Genomic DNA, 17,238 nt, shown 5'->3' with positions numbered 1-17,238 from the left:
ACAGCCTGTACCGGCCTCTTCGCGGGCTTGCCCGCTCCCACAGGATCACCACAGCCTTCAAACCCGGCGCCGTACCTGTAGGAGCGGGCAAGCCCGCGAAGAGGCCGGTGCAGGCGATACAAAAACAGCAGACGAAAAAAAGCCCGCCAGTGTGAGAGCGGGCCAAAGGACCTACGAAGATTCTTCTAGCGACCAACTAGCTTCCACGATAGGTCGAATAGCTGTACGGCGAGATCAGCAGCGGCACGTGGTAGTGCTCCTGCTGCTCGTCGATGCCAAAGCGCAGCACGACAACATCCAGGAACGCCTGGGCCGGCAGCTGTACACCGCGAGCGCGGTAGTAGTCGCCAGCGCTGAACTGCAACTGGTAGACGCCGGTACGGTAGTCGTCACCCTGCAGCAGCGGCGCGTCGACACGGCCATCGCTGTTGGTCAGGGCAGTGTTCACCAGCTCCAGCTGCTGGCCTTCGACACGGTACAGCTCGACCTTGATCGAGCTGCCCGGGCAGCCATGCGCGGCATCCAGTACGTGTGTGGTCAAACGTCCCATTGCTTGTCGCCTCTTGTTCAATCTGTGGGCAAAAAATACACGGCCATCATCACGCCAAAGGGCCTGAGATGTGCGGGAATGACGCCATTAAGACATTCCATCGCCAAATTGTACACAATTTTTTGAGCCCTTCTGTCGTACCTGCCGTTTCTTGCCCATAAACGACCCATCGGTCGCAAATACAGGCGCCGTAAAGACGCCAACGTCATTAGCTGACCAATCAGGCAGGTTTCTTGCACTGTTTTTCCAGGTCGCTGCGAGGCGACAAAAGGGAAGAAATGCGGAAAAACAGGCTTACAAAAGATTTCAGAAGTTGTATACAATCAGCCCATCCGGTGGTGCGACATACCGACGCGGCCCGCCCACCCCCCCGCACTAACGCACAAGAAGGAAGACTGCAGTGAGCGCTGACTACCCTCGCGACCTGATCGGTTACGGCAACAACCCTCCTCACCCGCAATGGCCGGGCAACGCTCGCATCGCGCTGTCTTTCGTCCTCAACTACGAGGAAGGTGGCGAACGCAACATCCTGCACGGCGACAAGGAGTCTGAAGCATTCCTCTCGGAAATGGTCGCCGCCCAGCCACTGCAGGGCGTGCGCAACATGAGCATGGAATCGCTGTACGAATACGGCAGCCGCGCCGGCGTATGGCGCCTGCTGAAGCTGTTCAAGGACAGCGGCGTGCCACTGACCATCTTCGCCGTGGCCATGGCCGCCCAGCGCCACCCCGACGTGATCCGCGCCATGGCCGAGGCCGGCCATGAAATCTGCAGCCACGGCTACCGCTGGATCGACTACCAGTACATGGACGAGGCCCAGGAGCGCGAGCACATGCTCGAAGCCATCCGCATCCTCACCGAAATCACCGGCGAGCGCCCGCTGGGCTGGTACACCGGCCGCACCGGCCCGAACACCCGTCGCCTGGTGATGGAGGAAGGTGGCTTCCTGTACGACAGCGACACCTATGACGACGACCTGCCCTACTGGGAGCCGAACAACTCTACCGGCAAGCCGCACCTGGTGATCCCTTACACCCTCGACACCAACGACATGCGCTTCACCCAGGTACAGGGCTTCAACTGCGGCGAGCAGTTCTTCCAGTACCTGAAGGACGCCTTCGATGTGCTGTACGCCGAAGGCGCCGAAGCACCGAAAATGCTGTCCATCGGCCTGCACTGCCGCCTGGTCGGCCGCCCGGCACGCCTGGCTGCACTGAAGCGCTTCGTCGACTACGCAAAAAGCCATGACCAGGTCTGGTTCGCCCGTCGCGTGGACATCGCCCGCCACTGGCACGCCACCCACCCGTACAAGAAAGAGAACGCCTGATGACCGCCTTCAACACCCTCAAGCCATCCGCCCTGGGCCGTGACGCCTTCGTCAAGGCATTCGCCGACATCTACGAGCACTCGCCGTGGGTAGCCGAAAAAGCCTATGACCTGGGCCAACTGGGCGAGCTGGACGAGATCGAGGCGCTGCACCAGCGCATGAGCGACATCCTGCTCAGCGCCAACCACGCCGACCAGCTGGCGCTGATCAACGCTCACCCGGACCTGGCCGGCAAGGCCGCCATCAAGGGCGAGCTGACCGAATCGAGCACCAACGAGCAGGCCGGCGCCGGTATTCACCAGTGCACCGCCGAAGAGTTCGCCCGTTTCACCGAGCTGAACGACGCCTACAAGGCCAAGTTCCAGTTCCCGTTCATCATGGCGGTTAAAGGCAGCAACCGGCACCAGATCCTCGCCTCCTTCGAAAAACGCATCCACAACGATGCCGATGCCGAATTCAAGGAAGCCCTGGCGCAGATCAACCTGATCGCCCTGTTCCGCCTGCTGCAGCTGTAAAGCCGCCGCAACGCTTGAGCCTTATCCAGAACAACGAACATAGAAGAGATATCCGCATGCGCACCCTGATGATCGAGCCCCTGACCAAAGAAGCCTTCGCCCCTTTCGGAGACGTGATCGAAACCGACGGCAGCGACCACTTCATGATCAACAACGGCTCGACCATGCGCTTCCACAAGCTCGCTACGGTCGAAACCGCCGAGCCTGAAGACAAGGCGATCATCAGCATCTTCCGCGCCGACGCGCTGGACATGCCGCTGACCGTGCGCATGCTGGAACGCCATCCGCTGGGCAGCCAGGCTTTCATCCCGCTGCTCGGCAACCCCTTTCTGATCGTGGTCGCGCCAGTTGGCGATGCACCTGTATCAGGTTTGGTCCGAGCCTTCCGCAGTAATGGCAGGCAGGGCGTCAATTACCATCGCGGCGTCTGGCACCACCCGGTGCTGACGATCGAAAAGCGGGATGACTTCCTGGTGGTTGATCGCAGTGGTTCCGGCAACAACTGCGACGAGCATTACTTCACCGAGGAACAGATGCTGGTCCTCAATCCCCACCAATAAGAAAAGGTCGGTCATTCAAGGGCAATGCCCGAGCGGGTGACCGGCAAGAGGTACATACTGTGGAAGCACACCTTCACGAATGGCTGAACCTGAGCATTCGCTGGGTTCACATGATCACCGGTGTCGCCTGGATCGGTGCATCGTTCTACTTCGTCTGGCTGGAGAACCACCTGAACCGAAGCAACCCGCGCGATGGGTTGTCGGGTGATCTCTGGGCAATTCACGGCGGTGGTATCTACCACCTGGAGAAATACAAGCTCGCACCCCCGAAAATGCCCGAGAACCTGCACTGGTTCAAATGGGAAGCCTACTTCACCTGGATGTCCGGTATCGCCCTGCTGTGCGTGGTGTTCTACTGGAACCCGACCCTGTACCTGCTGGCCCCTGGCAGCACCCTTAGCGGTGCCGAAGGCGTGGCCATCGGTATCGGCTCGCTGATCGCCGGCTGGTTCATCTACGACTTCCTGTGCGACTCGCCCCTGGGCAAGAAGCCAGCGCTGCTCGGTGCTGTACTGTTCGTGCTGATCATCGCCGCATGCTGGGGCTTCAGCCTGGTGTTCAGCGGCCGTGGTGCGTACCTGCACACCGGCGCGATCATCGGCACCATCATGGTCGGCAACGTGTTCCGCATCATCATGCCGGCCCAGCGCCAGCTGGTGGCTGCGATCGAGAACAACCAGACCCCAGACCCGGTACTGCCGGCCAAGGGCCTGCTGCGCTCGCGCCACAACAACTACTTCACCCTGCCGGTGCTGTTCATCATGATCAGCAACCACTTCCCGAGCACCTACGGTAGCCAGTACAACTGGCTGATCCTGGCCGGTATCGCAGTAGCCGCGGTCCTGATCCGCCACTACTTCAACACCCGCCACGACAGCAACAAGTACGCCTGGACCCTGCCGGTCGGCGCCCTGGCGATGATCTGCCTGGCCTACGTCACCGGTCCGAAACCGATGGCCGTCAGCCCTGAGCAAGCCGCGGCGAAGGTCGAGTACCAGCCACTGCCTGCGACCGCTGTAGGTGGCAAGACCGCTGCCGAGCAACGCGCCGAGGACGCCGCCAAGGCTGCCGCAGTGCCTGCCGCGCCGGCCGAAGCCCCTGCCCAGGCCACGGCCCAGGCTGGCGGCGAGAGCTTCGACAAGATCCACAATGTCATCCAGGAACGCTGCACCGTGTGCCACTCGTCCAAGCCGACCAGCCCACTGTTCAGCGCCGCCCCTGCCGGCGTGATGTTCGACACCCCGCAGCAGATCCAGGCCCAGGCCGCGCGCATCCAGGCGCAAGCGGTCGCCAGCCAGATCATGCCGCTGGGCAACATCACCCAGATGACCACCGAAGAGCGCAAGCTGGTCGGTGACTGGATCGCCAAAGGCGCCCCGGTCAACTGAAACACAATTGTCGGGATAACACCGCCCCCTGTGGGAGCGGGTTCACCCGCGAAGAGGCCGGCACTCCCGGCCTCTGTTTCAAGACATACGCAACAAGCAAGCATCGAGCGTTCAGCCTCAAGCGGGAACCTCAGGCTCTCTTAACCGGAAGCCTGCCGCCTGAGGCCGGCGCTTGGATCCGAGAATAAAAACAAAACTCGAGGTGCTGCATGTCCGAGTCACGCAAGGCGTACATCCCAGTTGCGCCGCCGCGCGAGCCCTTGCCCCTGTTCCAACTGATCCTGGTTGGCCTGCAACACGTTCTGCTGATGTACGGTGGCGCCATCGCCGTGCCATTGATCATCGGCCAGGCCGCCGGGTTGTCCCGTGAAGAAGTCGCTTTCCTGATCAACGCCGACCTGCTGGTCGCTGGCGTCGCTACCATCATCCAGTCCTTCGGTATCGGCCCGGTGGGCATCCGCATGCCGGTAATGATGGGCGCCAGTTTCGCTGCCGTCGGCAGCATGGTGGCCATGGCCGGCATGCCTGGCGTGGGCCTGCAGGGGATCTTCGGCGCGACCATCGCCGCCGGGTTCTTCGGCATGCTGATCGCGCCGTTCATGTCCAAGGTCGTACGCTTCTTCCCGCCACTGGTCACCGGCACGGTGATCACCTCGATTGGCCTGTCGCTGTTCCCGGTGGCAGTCAACTGGGCCGGTGGCGGCCACCAGGCAGATACCTTCGGCTCGCCGATCTACCTGCTGGTGGCCGGCCTGGTGCTGGCGGTGATCCTGCTGATCAACCGTTTCATGCGCGGTTTCTGGGTCAACGTGTCGGTGCTGGTGGGCATGGGCCTGGGCTACATCCTGGCCGGCTCCATCGGCATGGTCGACCTGTCGGGCCTGAACGACGCGCCGTGGCTGCAAGTGGTGACCCCACTGCACTTCGGCATGCCGACCTTCAGCCTGGCACCGATCCTGTCCATGTGCCTGGTGGTGGTGATCATCTTCGTCGAGTCCACCGGCATGTTCCTGGCCCTGGGCAAGGTGACCGATCGTGAAGTTACCCCAGGGATGCTGCGCCGCGGCCTGCTGTGCGATGCCGGCGCGTCGTTCATCGCCGGCTTCTTCAACACCTTCACCCACTCCTCGTTCGCCCAGAACATCGGCCTGGTGCAGATGACCGGGGTGCGCTGCCGCTATGTCACCATCGTGGCCGGTGCACTGCTGATCCTGCTCAGCCTGCTGCCCAAGGCGGCCTTCCTGATTGCCTCGATCCCGCCTGCGGTACTGGGCGGCGCGTCCATCGCCATGTTCGGCATGGTCACCGCCACCGGGATCAAGATTCTCCAGGAGGCGGACATCGGCGACCGTCGCAACCAGCTGCTGGTTGCGGTGAGCGTCGGCTTCGGGTTGATCCCCGTGGTGCGTCCGGAGTTCTTCGCCCAGATGCCCCAGTGGATGGAACCCATCACCCACAGTGGCATCGCCATGGCCACGGTCAGTGCCCTGGTGTTGAACGTGCTGTTCAACATCCTTGGTGGTGCCGACCGCGCGGTGCACAACGAAGCCTGTCACCAGCATTGAGCAAGGGGGGCGGCGCACTGCCGCCCCGCCTCGAATTCGCCGTAAACGCTACACCGTCGGCCCGCCGGAATGGGCCGTCCGGGGCGCCTGCGCGCCAAAAAAACCCAACAAAAACAATAAGTCCGGGAACCACAACATGAAACGCATCACCTCGTCCCTCTTGCTGGGCAGCAGCCTGCTGGCCACCCTCCCCGCCCACGCTGGCGAATGGCTGCAGTGGCATGGCGAAAGCCTGACCTACCTGTACGGCAAGGATTTCAAGGTCAACCCACGCATCCAGCAGACGGTGACCTTCGAGCACGCCAACAAATGGAAGTACGGCGATACCTTCATGTTCGTCGACAAGGTCTTCTACAACGGCAAGCCCGACCCGGGCAAAGGCGTCACCTCCTACTACGGTGAGTTCAGCCCGCGCCTGTCGTTCGGCAAGATCTTCGACCAGAAGCTGGCGTTCGGCCCGATCAAGGACGTGCTGCTGGCCATGACCTACGAGCGTGGCGAGGGCGACAACGAGGCCTACCTGATCGGCCCCGGCTTCGACCTGGACATCCCCGGTTTCAACTACTTCACCCTCAACTTCTACCTGCGCAACACCGAAGGCAGCCGCCCCGGTGACAACGTCTGGCAGATCACCCCGGCCTTCTCGTACACCATTCCGGTGGGCAAATCCGACATTCTGATCGACGGTTACATGGACTGGGTGGTCGACAACGACCAGACCCGCCGTGGCACCTACCACGCCAACCTGCAGTTCAACCCACAGGTCAAGTACGACCTGGGCAAAGCCCTGAACCTGGGCGCCAAGCAGCTGTACGTGGGCATCGAGTACAGCTACTGGAAGGACAAGTACGGCATCGACAGCCAAGGCAATATCGACAGTAACCAGAGCGTCACCAGTGCCCTGATCAAGGTGCACTTCTAGAAAACTGACCAAACGCACAAGTTTGTACCACACTGCTCCAGGACGGAGCACTTGAGGCAAGGCGCGCAAGCCAGTAATCTGCGCGCCCCCTCGATCAGGGCAGAAGGGATTCTGCCTGCGTTTACTGACCGCTCAGTCAATGAATTCGGGCGGTTGGCCAACGTGTTGCCAGCCTGAAAGACCCTTTTCATCCGTTCAGAACGAAGTCGAGCAGGAAGGTTTTGCCAGCCCAGGAAAGTTGGCTCAACCCTTGCCAAACAGCTGTGGCCTATCGAAAAAAGCTGACTCAAAAGACAAAAAAGCGCCAACAACGAGCGCTGACAATAGATCAATCAAGGGAGCGACACTCGCAATGCGTACCATCAACAGCCTGATCCTCGCCGGCGGCCTGCTGGCCTGTGGCACCACCTTCGGCGGCGACCTGCTGCAATGGCAGAACAACAGCCTGACCTACCTGTGGGGCAAGAACTTCAAGGTCAACCCGTCGATCCAGCAAACCGTGACCTTCGAGCACGCTGATGGCTGGAAGTACGGCGATAACTTCATCTTTGTCGACAAGATCTTCTACCAGGGCCAGAAAGATGAGGGCAATGGCCCGAACACCTACTACGGCGAAATCAGCCCGCGCCTGTCGTTCGGCAAGATCTTCGACCAGAAGCTGGCCTTCGGCCCGGTCAAGGACGTGCTGCTGGCGATGACCTACGAGTTCGGCGAAGGTGATACCGAGTCGTACCTGATCGGCCCTGGCTTCGACCTGGACATCCCTGGCTTCGACTACTTCCAGCTGAACTTCTACAACCGCACCACCGACGGCAGCCGCGCCGGCGACAACGTGTGGCAGATCACCCCGGTGTGGTCTTACACCATTCCGGTCGGTTCGTCCGATGTGCTGATCGACGGTTTCATGGACTGGGTGGTGGACAACGACGAGAACCGCCGCGGCACCTACCAGGCCAACCTGCACTTCAATCCGCAGATCAAGTATGACCTGGGCAAGGCCTTGCACCTGGGCGAGAAGCAGCTGTATGTGGGTGTGGAGTACGACTACTGGAAGAACAAGTACGGCATCAAGGATTCCGATGCCTTCACCACCGACCAGAACACCATGAGCTTCCTGCTCAAGGTTCACTTCTGATCTGAGTATAGGGGCCGCCTTGCGGCCCCTTCGCGGGTAAACCCGCTCCCACAGGGTCCGCACCGGATTCATGGCAGACGCTATACATGTGGGAGCGGGTTCACCCGCGAACCGGGGCAAAGCCCCGGCCATGCAACTCAGTTGGCCGGCCGAACCGCCCGCCACAGTTTCCCCGCAATGCCCACCACCGCCAGCACCACGGCACCGGCCACAACCCCGACACCGCCGTTCAGCAGCGCCACGGTCAACGCCCCGCCACGCCCTTCACTGAACGCCTCGATGGCGTGATGCAGCGGCCCGATGCCATGCACCAGGATCCCGCCACCGACCAGGAACATGGCCGCCGTGCCGATCACCGACAGGCTCTTCATCATGTATGGCGCGGCACGCAGAATGCCGTTACCCACCGCCCTGGCCAGGCGTGAAGCCTTCTGGGTCATCCACAGCCCCAGGTCATCGAGCTTGACGATACCGCCCACCAGCCCGTACACGCCGATGGTCATGACCACCGCGATACCCGACAGCACGACGATCTGCTGGGTCAACGGCGAGTCGGCAACGATGCCCAGGGTGATGGCGATGATTTCCGCCGAAAGGATGAAGTCGGTACGTACCGCGCCCTTGATCTTGGCTTTCTCGAACGCCACCAGGTCGACATTGGCATCGGCCACCGCCTCCTTGAGCGCTTCATGCTCGGCGTCAGTCTCGGCCTTGCTGTGCAGGAACTTGTGCGCCAGCTTCTCGAAACCCTCGAAGCACAGGTAGGCGCCGCCCAGCATCAGCAACGGCGTCACCGCCCAGGGGATGAACGCACTGATCAGCAGCGCCGCCGGCACCAGGATGGCCTTGTTCACCATCGAGCCCTTGGCCACAGCCCACACCACCGGGATCTCGCGCTCGGCACGCACCCCGGTGACCTGCTGGGCATTCAGCGCCAGGTCATCGCCCAGCACGCCTGCGGTCTTTTTCGCCGCCACCTTGGTCATCACCGAGACGTCATCAAGCACCGTGGCGATGTCGTCGATCAGTACCAGTAGACTGCTTCCTGCCATGTTTGCCTGTATCCAGAAGAGTGAGTGCCCAGGATTCTAGCCCAAAGCCGCTGCCTTGAGCGCCCGTCGAGCCCGGTGCTACCATGCCCGATCCCTCTTAGAGGTGGCCAGACACGAGGAAGATCCCTGACCATGAGCACCATTCGCGAGCGCAACAAGGAACTGATCCTGCGCGCGGCCAGCGAGGAATTCGCCGACAAGGGCTTCGCCGCCACCAAGACCAGCGATATCGCGGCCAAGGCCGGCCTGCCCAAGCCGAACGTGTATTACTACTTCAAATCCAAGGACAACCTCTACCGCGAGGTCCTGGAAAGCATCATCGCGCCGATCATGCAGGCGTCGACCCCGTTCAATGCCGACGGTGACCCGAAGGAAGTGCTGAGTGCGTACATCCGCTCGAAGATCCGCATTTCCCGCGACCTGCCGCATGCGTCCAAGGTGTTCGCCAGCGAGATCATGCACGGCGCCCCGCACCTGTCGCCGAACCAGGTAGCGCAGCTGAACGAGCAGGCGCGGCATAACATCGAGTGCATCCAGCGCTGGATCGACCGCGGGCAGATCGCCCATGTGGATGCGCATCACCTGATGTTCAGCATCTGGGCAGCGACCCAGACCTATGCCGATTTCGACTGGCAGATCTCTGCGGTGACCGGCAAGGCCAAGCTGGCCGACAGCGATTATGATGCGGCGGCAGAGACCATCATCCGCATGGTGCTCAAGGGGTGTGAGCCCGAGGTGGCCTGACCCCCGGCGTTGGCTTCTTCGCGGGTGAACCCGCTCCCACAGGGCCACCACGAGCTTCAAGCCTGTGATGATCCTGTGGGAGCGGGTTCACCCGCGAATAGGCCGGAACAGAAGATAGAGAATTAGGCTGCTACACCGGCATCCGCCTTCAACCCCACCTCCTCGATCGCACTGATCGCGCACTGCTCGTCGATATCCGACGTATCCCCGCTGATCCCTACCGCGCCCAGCACCTTGCCGTCCTGATCACGCACCAGCACGCCACCCGGCGCTGGCACCACCGGTCGCTCGCCCAACCCGTTCAGCGCGGCAAAAAATGCCGGCCGCTGCTGCGCGTCCAGCGCCAGCAGGCGCGAGCCCTTGCCCAGGGCAATCGCGCCCCAGGCCTTGCCGGTGGCCACCTCCGGCCGGATCAGGCTGGCGCCATCCTCGCGTTGCAGCGCCAGCAAGTGGCCGCCGGCATCCAGCACCGCCACGGTCAGTGGCGCGGCATTGATCTTGCGGCCCGCCGCCAGCGCGGCATTCACCAGGCTGACCGCGACTTTCAGGTTCAAAGCGTTCATGGAAAGGTCCTCTTCTTGTTGTGAGAAGCCCTGAGGGCAGTTGAAAACCGATAGAACAAATAGAACACAACGGAAGATATTTTTGTATACAATATTTTGAAACGATCGTATGCGATGGCGCAAACCTCCGTTTTCACGGGCGCTCGAACGAAAGCGACGTCCGCCGACGAAAACCCGTTGACCTAAGCGGCCAGCCGTGAATACACTCTGGCACAAAGCAAGTTGTATACAATTACAAAATCGATGAGGCACAAACCATGAGCAAAATGAGAGCAATCGATGCAGCCGTTCTGGTCATGCGCCGTGAAGGTGTAGATACCGCGTTCGGCATCCCGGGGGCTGCCATCAACCCGTTGTACTCGGCCCTGAAGAAAGTCGGTGGCATCGATCACGTCCTCGCTCGTCACGTCGAAGGCGCCTCGCACATGGCCGAGGGTTACACCCGTGCCAACCCGGGCAACATCGGCGTGTGCATCGGCACCTCCGGCCCAGCCGGCACCGACATGGTCACCGGCCTGTACAGTGCCTCCGCCGACTCCATCCCGATCCTCTGCATCACCGGCCAGGCCCCACGTGCCCGCCTGCACAAGGAAGACTTCCAGGCTGTCGACATCACCAACATCGTCAAGCCGGTCACCAAGTGGGCCACCACCGTTCTGGAGCCAGGCCAGGTGCCTTATGCCTTCCAAAAGGCCTTCTATGAAATGCGCACCGGCCGCCCAGGCCCGGTACTGATCGACCTGCCGTTCGATGTGCAGATGGCCGAAATCGAATTCGACATCGACGCCTACGAACCGCTGCCAGTGCACAAGCCGTCCGCCACCCGCGTACAGGCCGAAAAAGCCCTGGCCCTGCTCAATGACGCCGAGCGCCCGCTGCTGGTAGCCGGTGGCGGCATCATCAACGCCGACGCCAGCGACAAGCTGGTCGAGTTCGCCGAACTGACCGGTGTACCGGTAATCCCGACCCTGATGGGCTGGGGCACCATCCCGGACGACCACGCACAGATGGTCGGCATGGTCGGCCTGCAGACTTCGCACCGCTACGGCAACGCCACCCTGCTGAAATCCGACCTGGTGTTCGGTATCGGTAACCGCTGGGCCAACCGCCACACCGGTTCCGTCGACGTCTACACCGAAGGCCGCAAGTTCGTGCACGTGGACATCGAGCCGACCCAGATCGGCCGCGTGTTCACCCCGGACCTGGGTATCGTTTCCGACGCCGGCAAGGCACTGGACGTGTTCCTCGAAGTGGCCCGCGAGTGGAAAGCCGCTGGCAAGCTGAAGTGCCGCAAGGCCTGGCTGGAAGACTGCCAGGAGCGCAAGGCCACCCTGCAGCGCAAGACCCACTTCGACAACGTGCCGGTCAAGCCGCAGCGCGTCTACGAAGAAATGAACCAGGTATTTGGCAAGGACACCTGCTACGTCAGCACCATCGGTCTGTCGCAGATCGCCGGCGCGCAGTTCCTGCACGTGTACAAGCCACGCCACTGGATCAACTGCGGCCAGGCCGGCCCGCTGGGCTGGACCATCCCTGCCGCCCTCGGTGTGGTCAAGGCCGATCCGAAGCGCAAGGTGGTCGCACTGTCGGGTGACTACGACTTCCAGTTCATGATCGAAGAGCTGGCGGTGGGCGCACAGTTCAACCTGCCGTACGTGCACGTACTGGTGAACAACGCCTACCTGGGCCTGATCCGTCAGGCGCAACGTGGCTTCGACATGGATTACTGTGTACAACTGGCGTTCGAGAACATCAACTCGACCGACGCCGCCACCTACGGTGTCGACCATGTCGCCGTGGTCGAAGGTCTGGGCTGCAAGGCCATCCGTGTATTCGAGCCGGCCGAGATCGCCCCTGCCCTGCTCAAGGCACAGAAGATGGCCGAAGAGTTCCGCGTACCGGTGGTGGTCGAAGTGATTCTCGAACGTGTGACCAACATTTCCATGGGCACCGAGATCAACGCGGTCAACGAGTTCGAAGACCTGGCCCTGGTCGGCAACGACGCGCCAACCGCCATCTCGCTGCTGGACTGATCGCCTGACGCCCCCGTGCCGGCCCCTACCTGAGGGCGCCGGGGGCCTTCATCGCAAGGAGACACAACATGCCTCGCTTCGCTGCCAACCTGTCCATGCTGTTCACCGAACAGGACTTCCTGGCCCGCTTCAAGGCTGCCGCCGATGCTGGTTTCAGCGGCGTCGAATACCTCTTCCCGTACGACTTCAGCGCTGCCGAGATCAAGCAGCAGCTGGAGGCCAACGGCCTGACCCAGGTGCTGTTCAACCTGCCGGCGGGCGATTGGGCCAAGGGTGAGCGCGGTATCACCTGCCACCCTGACCGCGTCGAGGAATTCCGCGCCGGTGTCGACAAGGCCATCGAATACGCCAAGGTGCTGGGCAACACCCAGGTCAACGCCTTGGCCGGCATTCGCCCACAAGGCCCGGACTGCGCCACCGTGCGCAAGACCTTCGTGGAAAACCTGCGCTACGCCGCCGACAAGCTGAAAGCCGCCGGGATCCGCCTGGTCATGGAAATGATCAACACCCGCGACATCCCCGGCTTCTACCTGAACACCACCAAGCAGGCCCTGGAAATCCAGGCCGAGGTTGGTAGCGACAACCTGTTCCTGCAGTACGACATCTACCACATGCAGATCATGGAAGGTGACCTGGCTCGTACCATGGAAGCCAACCTGAAACTGATCAACCACATCCAGCTGGCCGACAACCCCGGCCGCAACGAGCCAGGCACCGGCGAGATCAACTATCGCTTCCTGTTCGAGCACCTGGACCGCATCGGCTACCAGGGCTGGGTGGGCGCGGAGTACAAGCCGCTGACCACCACCGAAGCGGGCCTGGGCTGGCTGAAGACACATAACGCAATCTAAGGCTGATCGTGGTCCTGTGACACATGCCTGACCCTGTGGGAGCGGGTTCACCCGCGAATGCGATGTTGGCTTCACTGCCGCTTTCGCGGGTAAACCCGCTCCCACAGAGTTTTGTGTCCAACAAGGGGGCCTGTGCAGCCTGCTCCATCGAGATTCAACAAATACAACGAGGTAATCTCTCATGGCTAAAATCGGTTTCATCGGCACCGGCATCATGGGCAAGCCCATGGCTCAGAACCTGCAGAAAGCAGGTCACAGCATCTTCGTCTCCACTCACCACGACGCTGCCCCGGCCGACCTGATCGCCGCCGGTGCCGTGGCCCTGGCCAACCCGAAGGAAGTTGCCCAGGAAGCCGAGTTCATCATCGTCATGGTCCCCGACACCCCGCAGGTCGAGAGCGTCCTGTTCGGTGACAACGGCGTGGCTGAAGGCGTGGGCCCGAACAAGGTCGTGATCGACATGAGCTCGATCTCCCCTACCGCTACCAAAGCCTTCGCCGAGAAGATCAAGGCCACTGGCGCTGCCTACCTGGACGCACCTGTGTCCGGTGGCGAAGTCGGTGCCAAGGCCGCGACTCTGAGCATCATGGTCGGTGGCTGCCCGAAAGCCTTCGAGCGCACCCTGCCGCTGTTCGAAGCCATGGGCAAGAACATCACCCGCGTCGGTGGCAATGGCGACGGCCAGACCGCCAAGGTGGCCAACCAGATCATCGTTGCCCTGAACATCCAGGCCGTTGCCGAAGCCCTGCTGTTCGCCGCCAAGAACGGCGCCGACCCGGCCAAGGTACGTGAAGCACTGATGGGCGGCTTCGCCTCGTCGAAGATCCTCGAAGTGCACGCCGAGCGCATGATCAAGGGCACCTTCGACCCAGGCTTCCGCATCAACCTGCACCAGAAGGACCTGAACCTGGCCCTGCAGGGTGCCAAGGAACTGGGCATCAACCTGCCCAACACCTCCAATGCCCAGCAAGTATTCAACACCTGCCAGGCCCTGGGCGGCGGCAACTGGGACCACTCGGCGCTGATCAAAGGCCTGGAGCACATGGCCAACTTCTCGATCCGCGACGACAAGTAAGTAATTTTTAGCCTTCACCGGCCTCTTCGCGGGTGAACCCGCTCCCACAGGATTTACGCCGTCTTCAGCCTCTGTGAAGTCCCTGTGGGAGCGGGTTTACCCGCGAAGAAGCCAACACCGTTGAACCTGCGACCACAGCTTCAAAGGTGGCACCGAGCAACACCCGCCCCTGGTTCGGCCTGCACGGAGGCAGTTCCAGGGGCGTTTTTGATTCTGCAGAACAACAATAATTGGGAGCCTGCCATGTCGGTCGATCCGCAAAAACTTCTCCGCGAGCTGTTCGACACAGCCATCGCCGCCGCCCACCCCCGTCAAGTCCTCGAACCTTACCTGCCCGCCGACCGCAGCGGCCGGGTCATCGTCATCGGTGCCGGCAAGGCCGCAGCCGCCATGGCCGAAGTGGTCGAGAAAAGCTGGCAGGGCGAAGTCTCCGGGCTTGTTGTCACACGGTACGGTCACGGCGCCAACTGCCAGAAGATCGAGGTGGTCGAAGCTGCCCATCCGGTCCCCGATGCCGCCGGCCTGGCCGTGGCAAAACGCGTGCTGGAACTGGTCAGCAACCTCAGTGAAGACGACCGCGTCATCTTCCTGCTGTCCGGCGGTGGCTCGGCGCTGCTGGCCCTGCCCGCCGAAGGCCTGACCCTGGCCGACAAGCAGCAGATCAACAAGGCGCTGCTGAAATCCGGCGCCACCATCGGCGAGATGAACTGCGTGCGCAAGCACCTCTCGGCGATCAAAGGCGGCCGCCTGGCCAAGGCCTGCTGGCCGGCCACGGTGTACACCTATGCCATTTCCGATGTCCCGGGCGACCTCGCCACGGTGATCGCCTCCGGCCCTACCGTGGCCGACCCGAGCACCTCGGCCGATGCCCTGGCCATCCTCAAGCGCTACAACATCGAAGCGCCCAAGGCCGTTATCGACTGGCTCAACAACCCAGCCTCGGAAACCGTCAAGGCCGATGACCCGGCCCTGGCCCGCAGCCACTTCCAGCTGATCGCCAAGCCCCAGCAGTCGCTCGAAGCCGCCGCGGTCAAAGCCCGCCAGGCCGGGTTCAGCCCGCTGATCCTCGGCGACCTGGAAGGCGAATCACGCGAAGTGGCCAAGGTGCACGCCGGTATCGCCCGGCAGATCGTCCAGCACGGCCAGCCGCTGAAGGCACCCTGCGTGATCCTGTCCGGCGGCGAAACCACCGTGACCGTACGCGGCAATGGCCGTGGCGGGCGCAACGCCGAGTTCCTGCTCAGCCTCACCGAAAGCCTGAAAGGCCTGCCGGGCGTGTACGCCCTGGCCGGTGACACCGACGGTATCGATGGCTCGGAAGAAAACGCCGGCGCCTTCATGACCCCGGCCAGCTACGCCCGTGCCGAAGCCCTGGGCCTGTCGGCCAGCGACGAGCTGGACAACAACAACGGCTACGGCTATTTCGCCGCCCTGGATGCGCTGATCGTCACCGAGCCGACCCGCACCAACGTCAACGACTTCCGCGCCATCCTGATCCTCGAGACTGCCCAATCATGACGCCTGATAAAAAAGTCAAAATCCTCGCCACCCTTGGCCCTGCGATCAAAGGCATCGACGACATCCGCCAACTGGTAGAAGCCGGGGTGAACATCTTCCGCCTCAACTTCAGCCACGGCGAGCACGCCGACCACGCCCTGCGCTACCAGTGGATCCGCGAAGTCGAGCAGCAACTGAACTACCCGCTGGGTATCCTCATGGACCTGCAAGGGCCGAAGCTGCGCGTCGGCCGCTTTGCCGACGGCAAGGTGCAGTTGCAACGCGGCCAGGCCCTGCGCCTGGACCTGGACAACACCCCGGGCGACAGCCGCCGGGTCAACCTGCCGCACCCCGAGATCATCGCCGCCCTCGAGCCGGGCATGGACCTGCTGCTGGACGACGGCAAGCTGCGCCTGCGCGTCACCGCCAAGCACAGCGACGCCATCGACACCGAAGTGCTGGCCGGTGGCGAGCTGTCCGATCGCAAGGGAGTCAACGTGCCGCAAGCGGTGCTCGACCTCTCCCCGCTCACCGAAAAAGACCGCCGCGACCTGGCCTTCGGCCTGGAACTGGGCGTGGACTGGGTGGCCCTGTCGTTCGTGCAGCGCCCCGAAGACATCACCGAAGCACGCCAGCTGATCGGTGACCGTGCCTACCTGATGGCGAAGATCGAAAAGCCATCGGCAGTCGAACAGCTGCAAGCCATCGCGGAGCTTGCGGATGCGATCATGGTGGCCCGTGGCGACCTGGGCGTGGAAGTGCCGGCCGAAAGCGTGCCGCAGATCCAGAAACGCATCATCGGCACCTGCCGCCAACTGGGCAAACCAGTGGTGGTGGCCACGCAGATGCTCGAATCCATGCGCTTCTCGCCAGCGCCGACCCGCGCCGAAGTCACCGACGTGGCCAACGCCGTGGCCGAAGGTGCCGATGCGGTGATGCTGTCGGCCGAGACTGCCTCGGGTGAGTACCCGCTGGAAGCCGTGCAGATGATGAGCAAGATCATCCGCCAGGTGGAGAACGGCCCGGACTACCAGGCCCAGCTCGACGTTGGCCGGCCGAAGGCCGAGGCCACCGTGTCGGACGCCATCAGCTGCGCCATCCGCCGTATCAGCGGCATCCTGCCGGTGGCAGTGCTGGTCAACTACAGCGAGTCGGGCGCCTCGACCCTGCGCGCGGCCCGCGAGCGGCCACGGGCCCCGATCCTCAACCTGACCCCGAACCTGACCACCGCGCGCCGCCTGAGCGTAGCGTGGGGCGTGCACTCGGTGGTCAACGACCGCCTGCGCCAGGTGGACGAGGTTGTTTCCACTGCACTGGAGATTGCCCAGGCACAAGGCATGGCCAGCCGTGGCGACACGCTGCTGATCACTGCCGGTGTGCCTTTTGGCAAGCCAGGGTCGACTAACACGCTGCGGATCGAGACCTTGATCTGACCGCATCGCCGGCAAGCCGGCTCCCACA

General features: G+C 62.5%; 16 protein-coding genes. 13 read left to right on the top strand and 3 right to left on the bottom strand.

From position 1 onward, the window contains the following. Positions 1–196 precede the first annotated feature (196 nt). Positions 197–550 (bottom strand): hydroxyisourate hydrolase, encoded by a 354-nt coding sequence (gene uraH, locus RYH74_RS06285; RefSeq protein ID WP_003259496.1) that lies wholly within the window; start codon positions 548–550, stop codon positions 197–199. A 400-nt stretch (positions 551–950) separates the two neighbouring features. On the opposite strand from uraH, the gene puuE reads away from it, so the two are divergent. From puuE to RYH74_RS06250, 7 genes are all read left to right on the top strand, one after another. Next, on the top strand, positions 951–1,877 hold the full coding sequence (gene puuE, locus RYH74_RS06280) for an allantoinase PuuE (protein ID WP_025340029.1): 927 nt from the start codon (positions 951–953) through the stop codon (positions 1,875–1,877). Then, entirely contained in the window at positions 1,877–2,392 is a 516-nt protein-coding gene (uraD, locus tag RYH74_RS06275; RefSeq protein WP_075045890.1) for a 2-oxo-4-hydroxy-4-carboxy-5-ureidoimidazoline decarboxylase, read from the top strand. The genes puuE and uraD overlap by 1 nt, the downstream gene beginning before the upstream one ends. Positions 2,393–2,448: 56 nt before the next feature. Continuing rightward, positions 2,449–2,952, top strand: a complete 504-nt coding sequence (locus tag RYH74_RS06270; RefSeq protein WP_003259500.1) for an ureidoglycolate lyase — start codon at positions 2,449–2,451, stop codon at positions 2,950–2,952. Between the two features lie 59 nt (positions 2,953–3,011). Further along, complete coding sequence (locus RYH74_RS06265) at positions 3,012–4,340, top strand: urate hydroxylase PuuD (protein ID WP_286100281.1); 1,329 nt, start codon at positions 3,012–3,014, stop codon at positions 4,338–4,340. A gap of 209 nt (positions 4,341–4,549) precedes the next feature. Beyond that, positions 4,550–5,905, top strand: coding sequence for a nucleobase:cation symporter-2 family protein (locus RYH74_RS06260; RefSeq protein ID WP_085593158.1), 1,356 nt, complete (start codon positions 4,550–4,552; stop codon positions 5,903–5,905). A 136-nt stretch (positions 5,906–6,041) separates the two neighbouring features. Then, positions 6,042–6,827 carry an outer membrane protein OmpK gene (locus RYH74_RS06255; RefSeq protein WP_075045891.1) on the top strand — a complete coding sequence of 262 codons (786 nt, stop codon included), beginning with the start codon at positions 6,042–6,044 and terminating at the stop codon, positions 6,825–6,827. A gap of 352 nt (positions 6,828–7,179) precedes the next feature. Continuing rightward, entirely contained in the window at positions 7,180–7,962 is a 783-nt protein-coding gene (locus RYH74_RS06250; RefSeq protein ID WP_025340033.1) for an outer membrane protein OmpK, read from the top strand. 137 nt (positions 7,963–8,099) lie between these two features. On the opposite strand, the gene RYH74_RS06245 is transcribed toward RYH74_RS06250, so the two are convergent. Beyond that, positions 8,100–9,014 (bottom strand): DUF808 domain-containing protein, encoded by a 915-nt coding sequence (locus tag RYH74_RS06245; protein WP_075045892.1) that lies wholly within the window; start codon positions 9,012–9,014, stop codon positions 8,100–8,102. 132 nt (positions 9,015–9,146) lie between these two features. Here RYH74_RS06245 and RYH74_RS06240 point away from each other — a divergent pair, with 132 nt between their 5' ends. Continuing rightward, positions 9,147–9,758, top strand: coding sequence for a TetR/AcrR family transcriptional regulator (locus tag RYH74_RS06240; protein ID WP_013973538.1), 612 nt, complete (start codon positions 9,147–9,149; stop codon positions 9,756–9,758). A 122-nt stretch (positions 9,759–9,880) separates the two neighbouring features. Here RYH74_RS06240 and RYH74_RS06235 read toward each other — a convergent pair whose 3' ends face one another. Then, entirely contained in the window at positions 9,881–10,321 is a 441-nt protein-coding gene (locus RYH74_RS06235; RefSeq protein WP_013973539.1) for a GlcG/HbpS family heme-binding protein, read from the bottom strand. 257 nt (positions 10,322–10,578) lie between these two features. Between RYH74_RS06235 and gcl the strand changes: the two genes are divergently transcribed. The 5 genes from gcl (at position 10,579) to pyk (ending at position 17,210) form a co-directional block, all read left to right on the top strand. Beyond that, a complete protein-coding gene (gene gcl, locus RYH74_RS06230) occupies positions 10,579–12,354 on the top strand; it encodes a glyoxylate carboligase (RefSeq protein WP_015271168.1) in 1,776 nt (591 codons plus the stop codon). A 68-nt stretch (positions 12,355–12,422) separates the two neighbouring features. Continuing rightward, positions 12,423–13,205 carry a hydroxypyruvate isomerase gene (gene hyi / locus RYH74_RS06225; protein WP_085593168.1) on the top strand — a complete coding sequence of 261 codons (783 nt, stop codon included), beginning with the start codon at positions 12,423–12,425 and terminating at the stop codon, positions 13,203–13,205. A 181-nt stretch (positions 13,206–13,386) separates the two neighbouring features. Beyond that, complete coding sequence (locus tag RYH74_RS06220; protein WP_025340037.1) at positions 13,387–14,280, top strand: 2-hydroxy-3-oxopropionate reductase; 894 nt, start codon at positions 13,387–13,389, stop codon at positions 14,278–14,280. Between the two features lie 243 nt (positions 14,281–14,523). Beyond that, a complete protein-coding gene (locus tag RYH74_RS06215) occupies positions 14,524–15,798 on the top strand; it encodes a glycerate kinase (protein ID WP_025340038.1) in 1,275 nt (424 codons plus the stop codon). Beyond that, positions 15,795–17,210 carry a pyruvate kinase gene (pyk, locus tag RYH74_RS06210; RefSeq protein WP_025340039.1) on the top strand — a complete coding sequence of 472 codons (1,416 nt, stop codon included), beginning with the start codon at positions 15,795–15,797 and terminating at the stop codon, positions 17,208–17,210. The genes RYH74_RS06215 and pyk overlap by 4 nt, the downstream gene beginning before the upstream one ends. Positions 17,211–17,238: the final 28 nt, after the last annotated feature.

Source organism: Pseudomonas sp. LSJ-87 (assembly GCF_032971465.1).
GTDB lineage: Bacteria > Pseudomonadota > Gammaproteobacteria > Pseudomonadales > Pseudomonadaceae > Aquipseudomonas > Aquipseudomonas putida_Z.
This window is presented reverse-complemented; position numbering and strand designations above follow the sequence as displayed.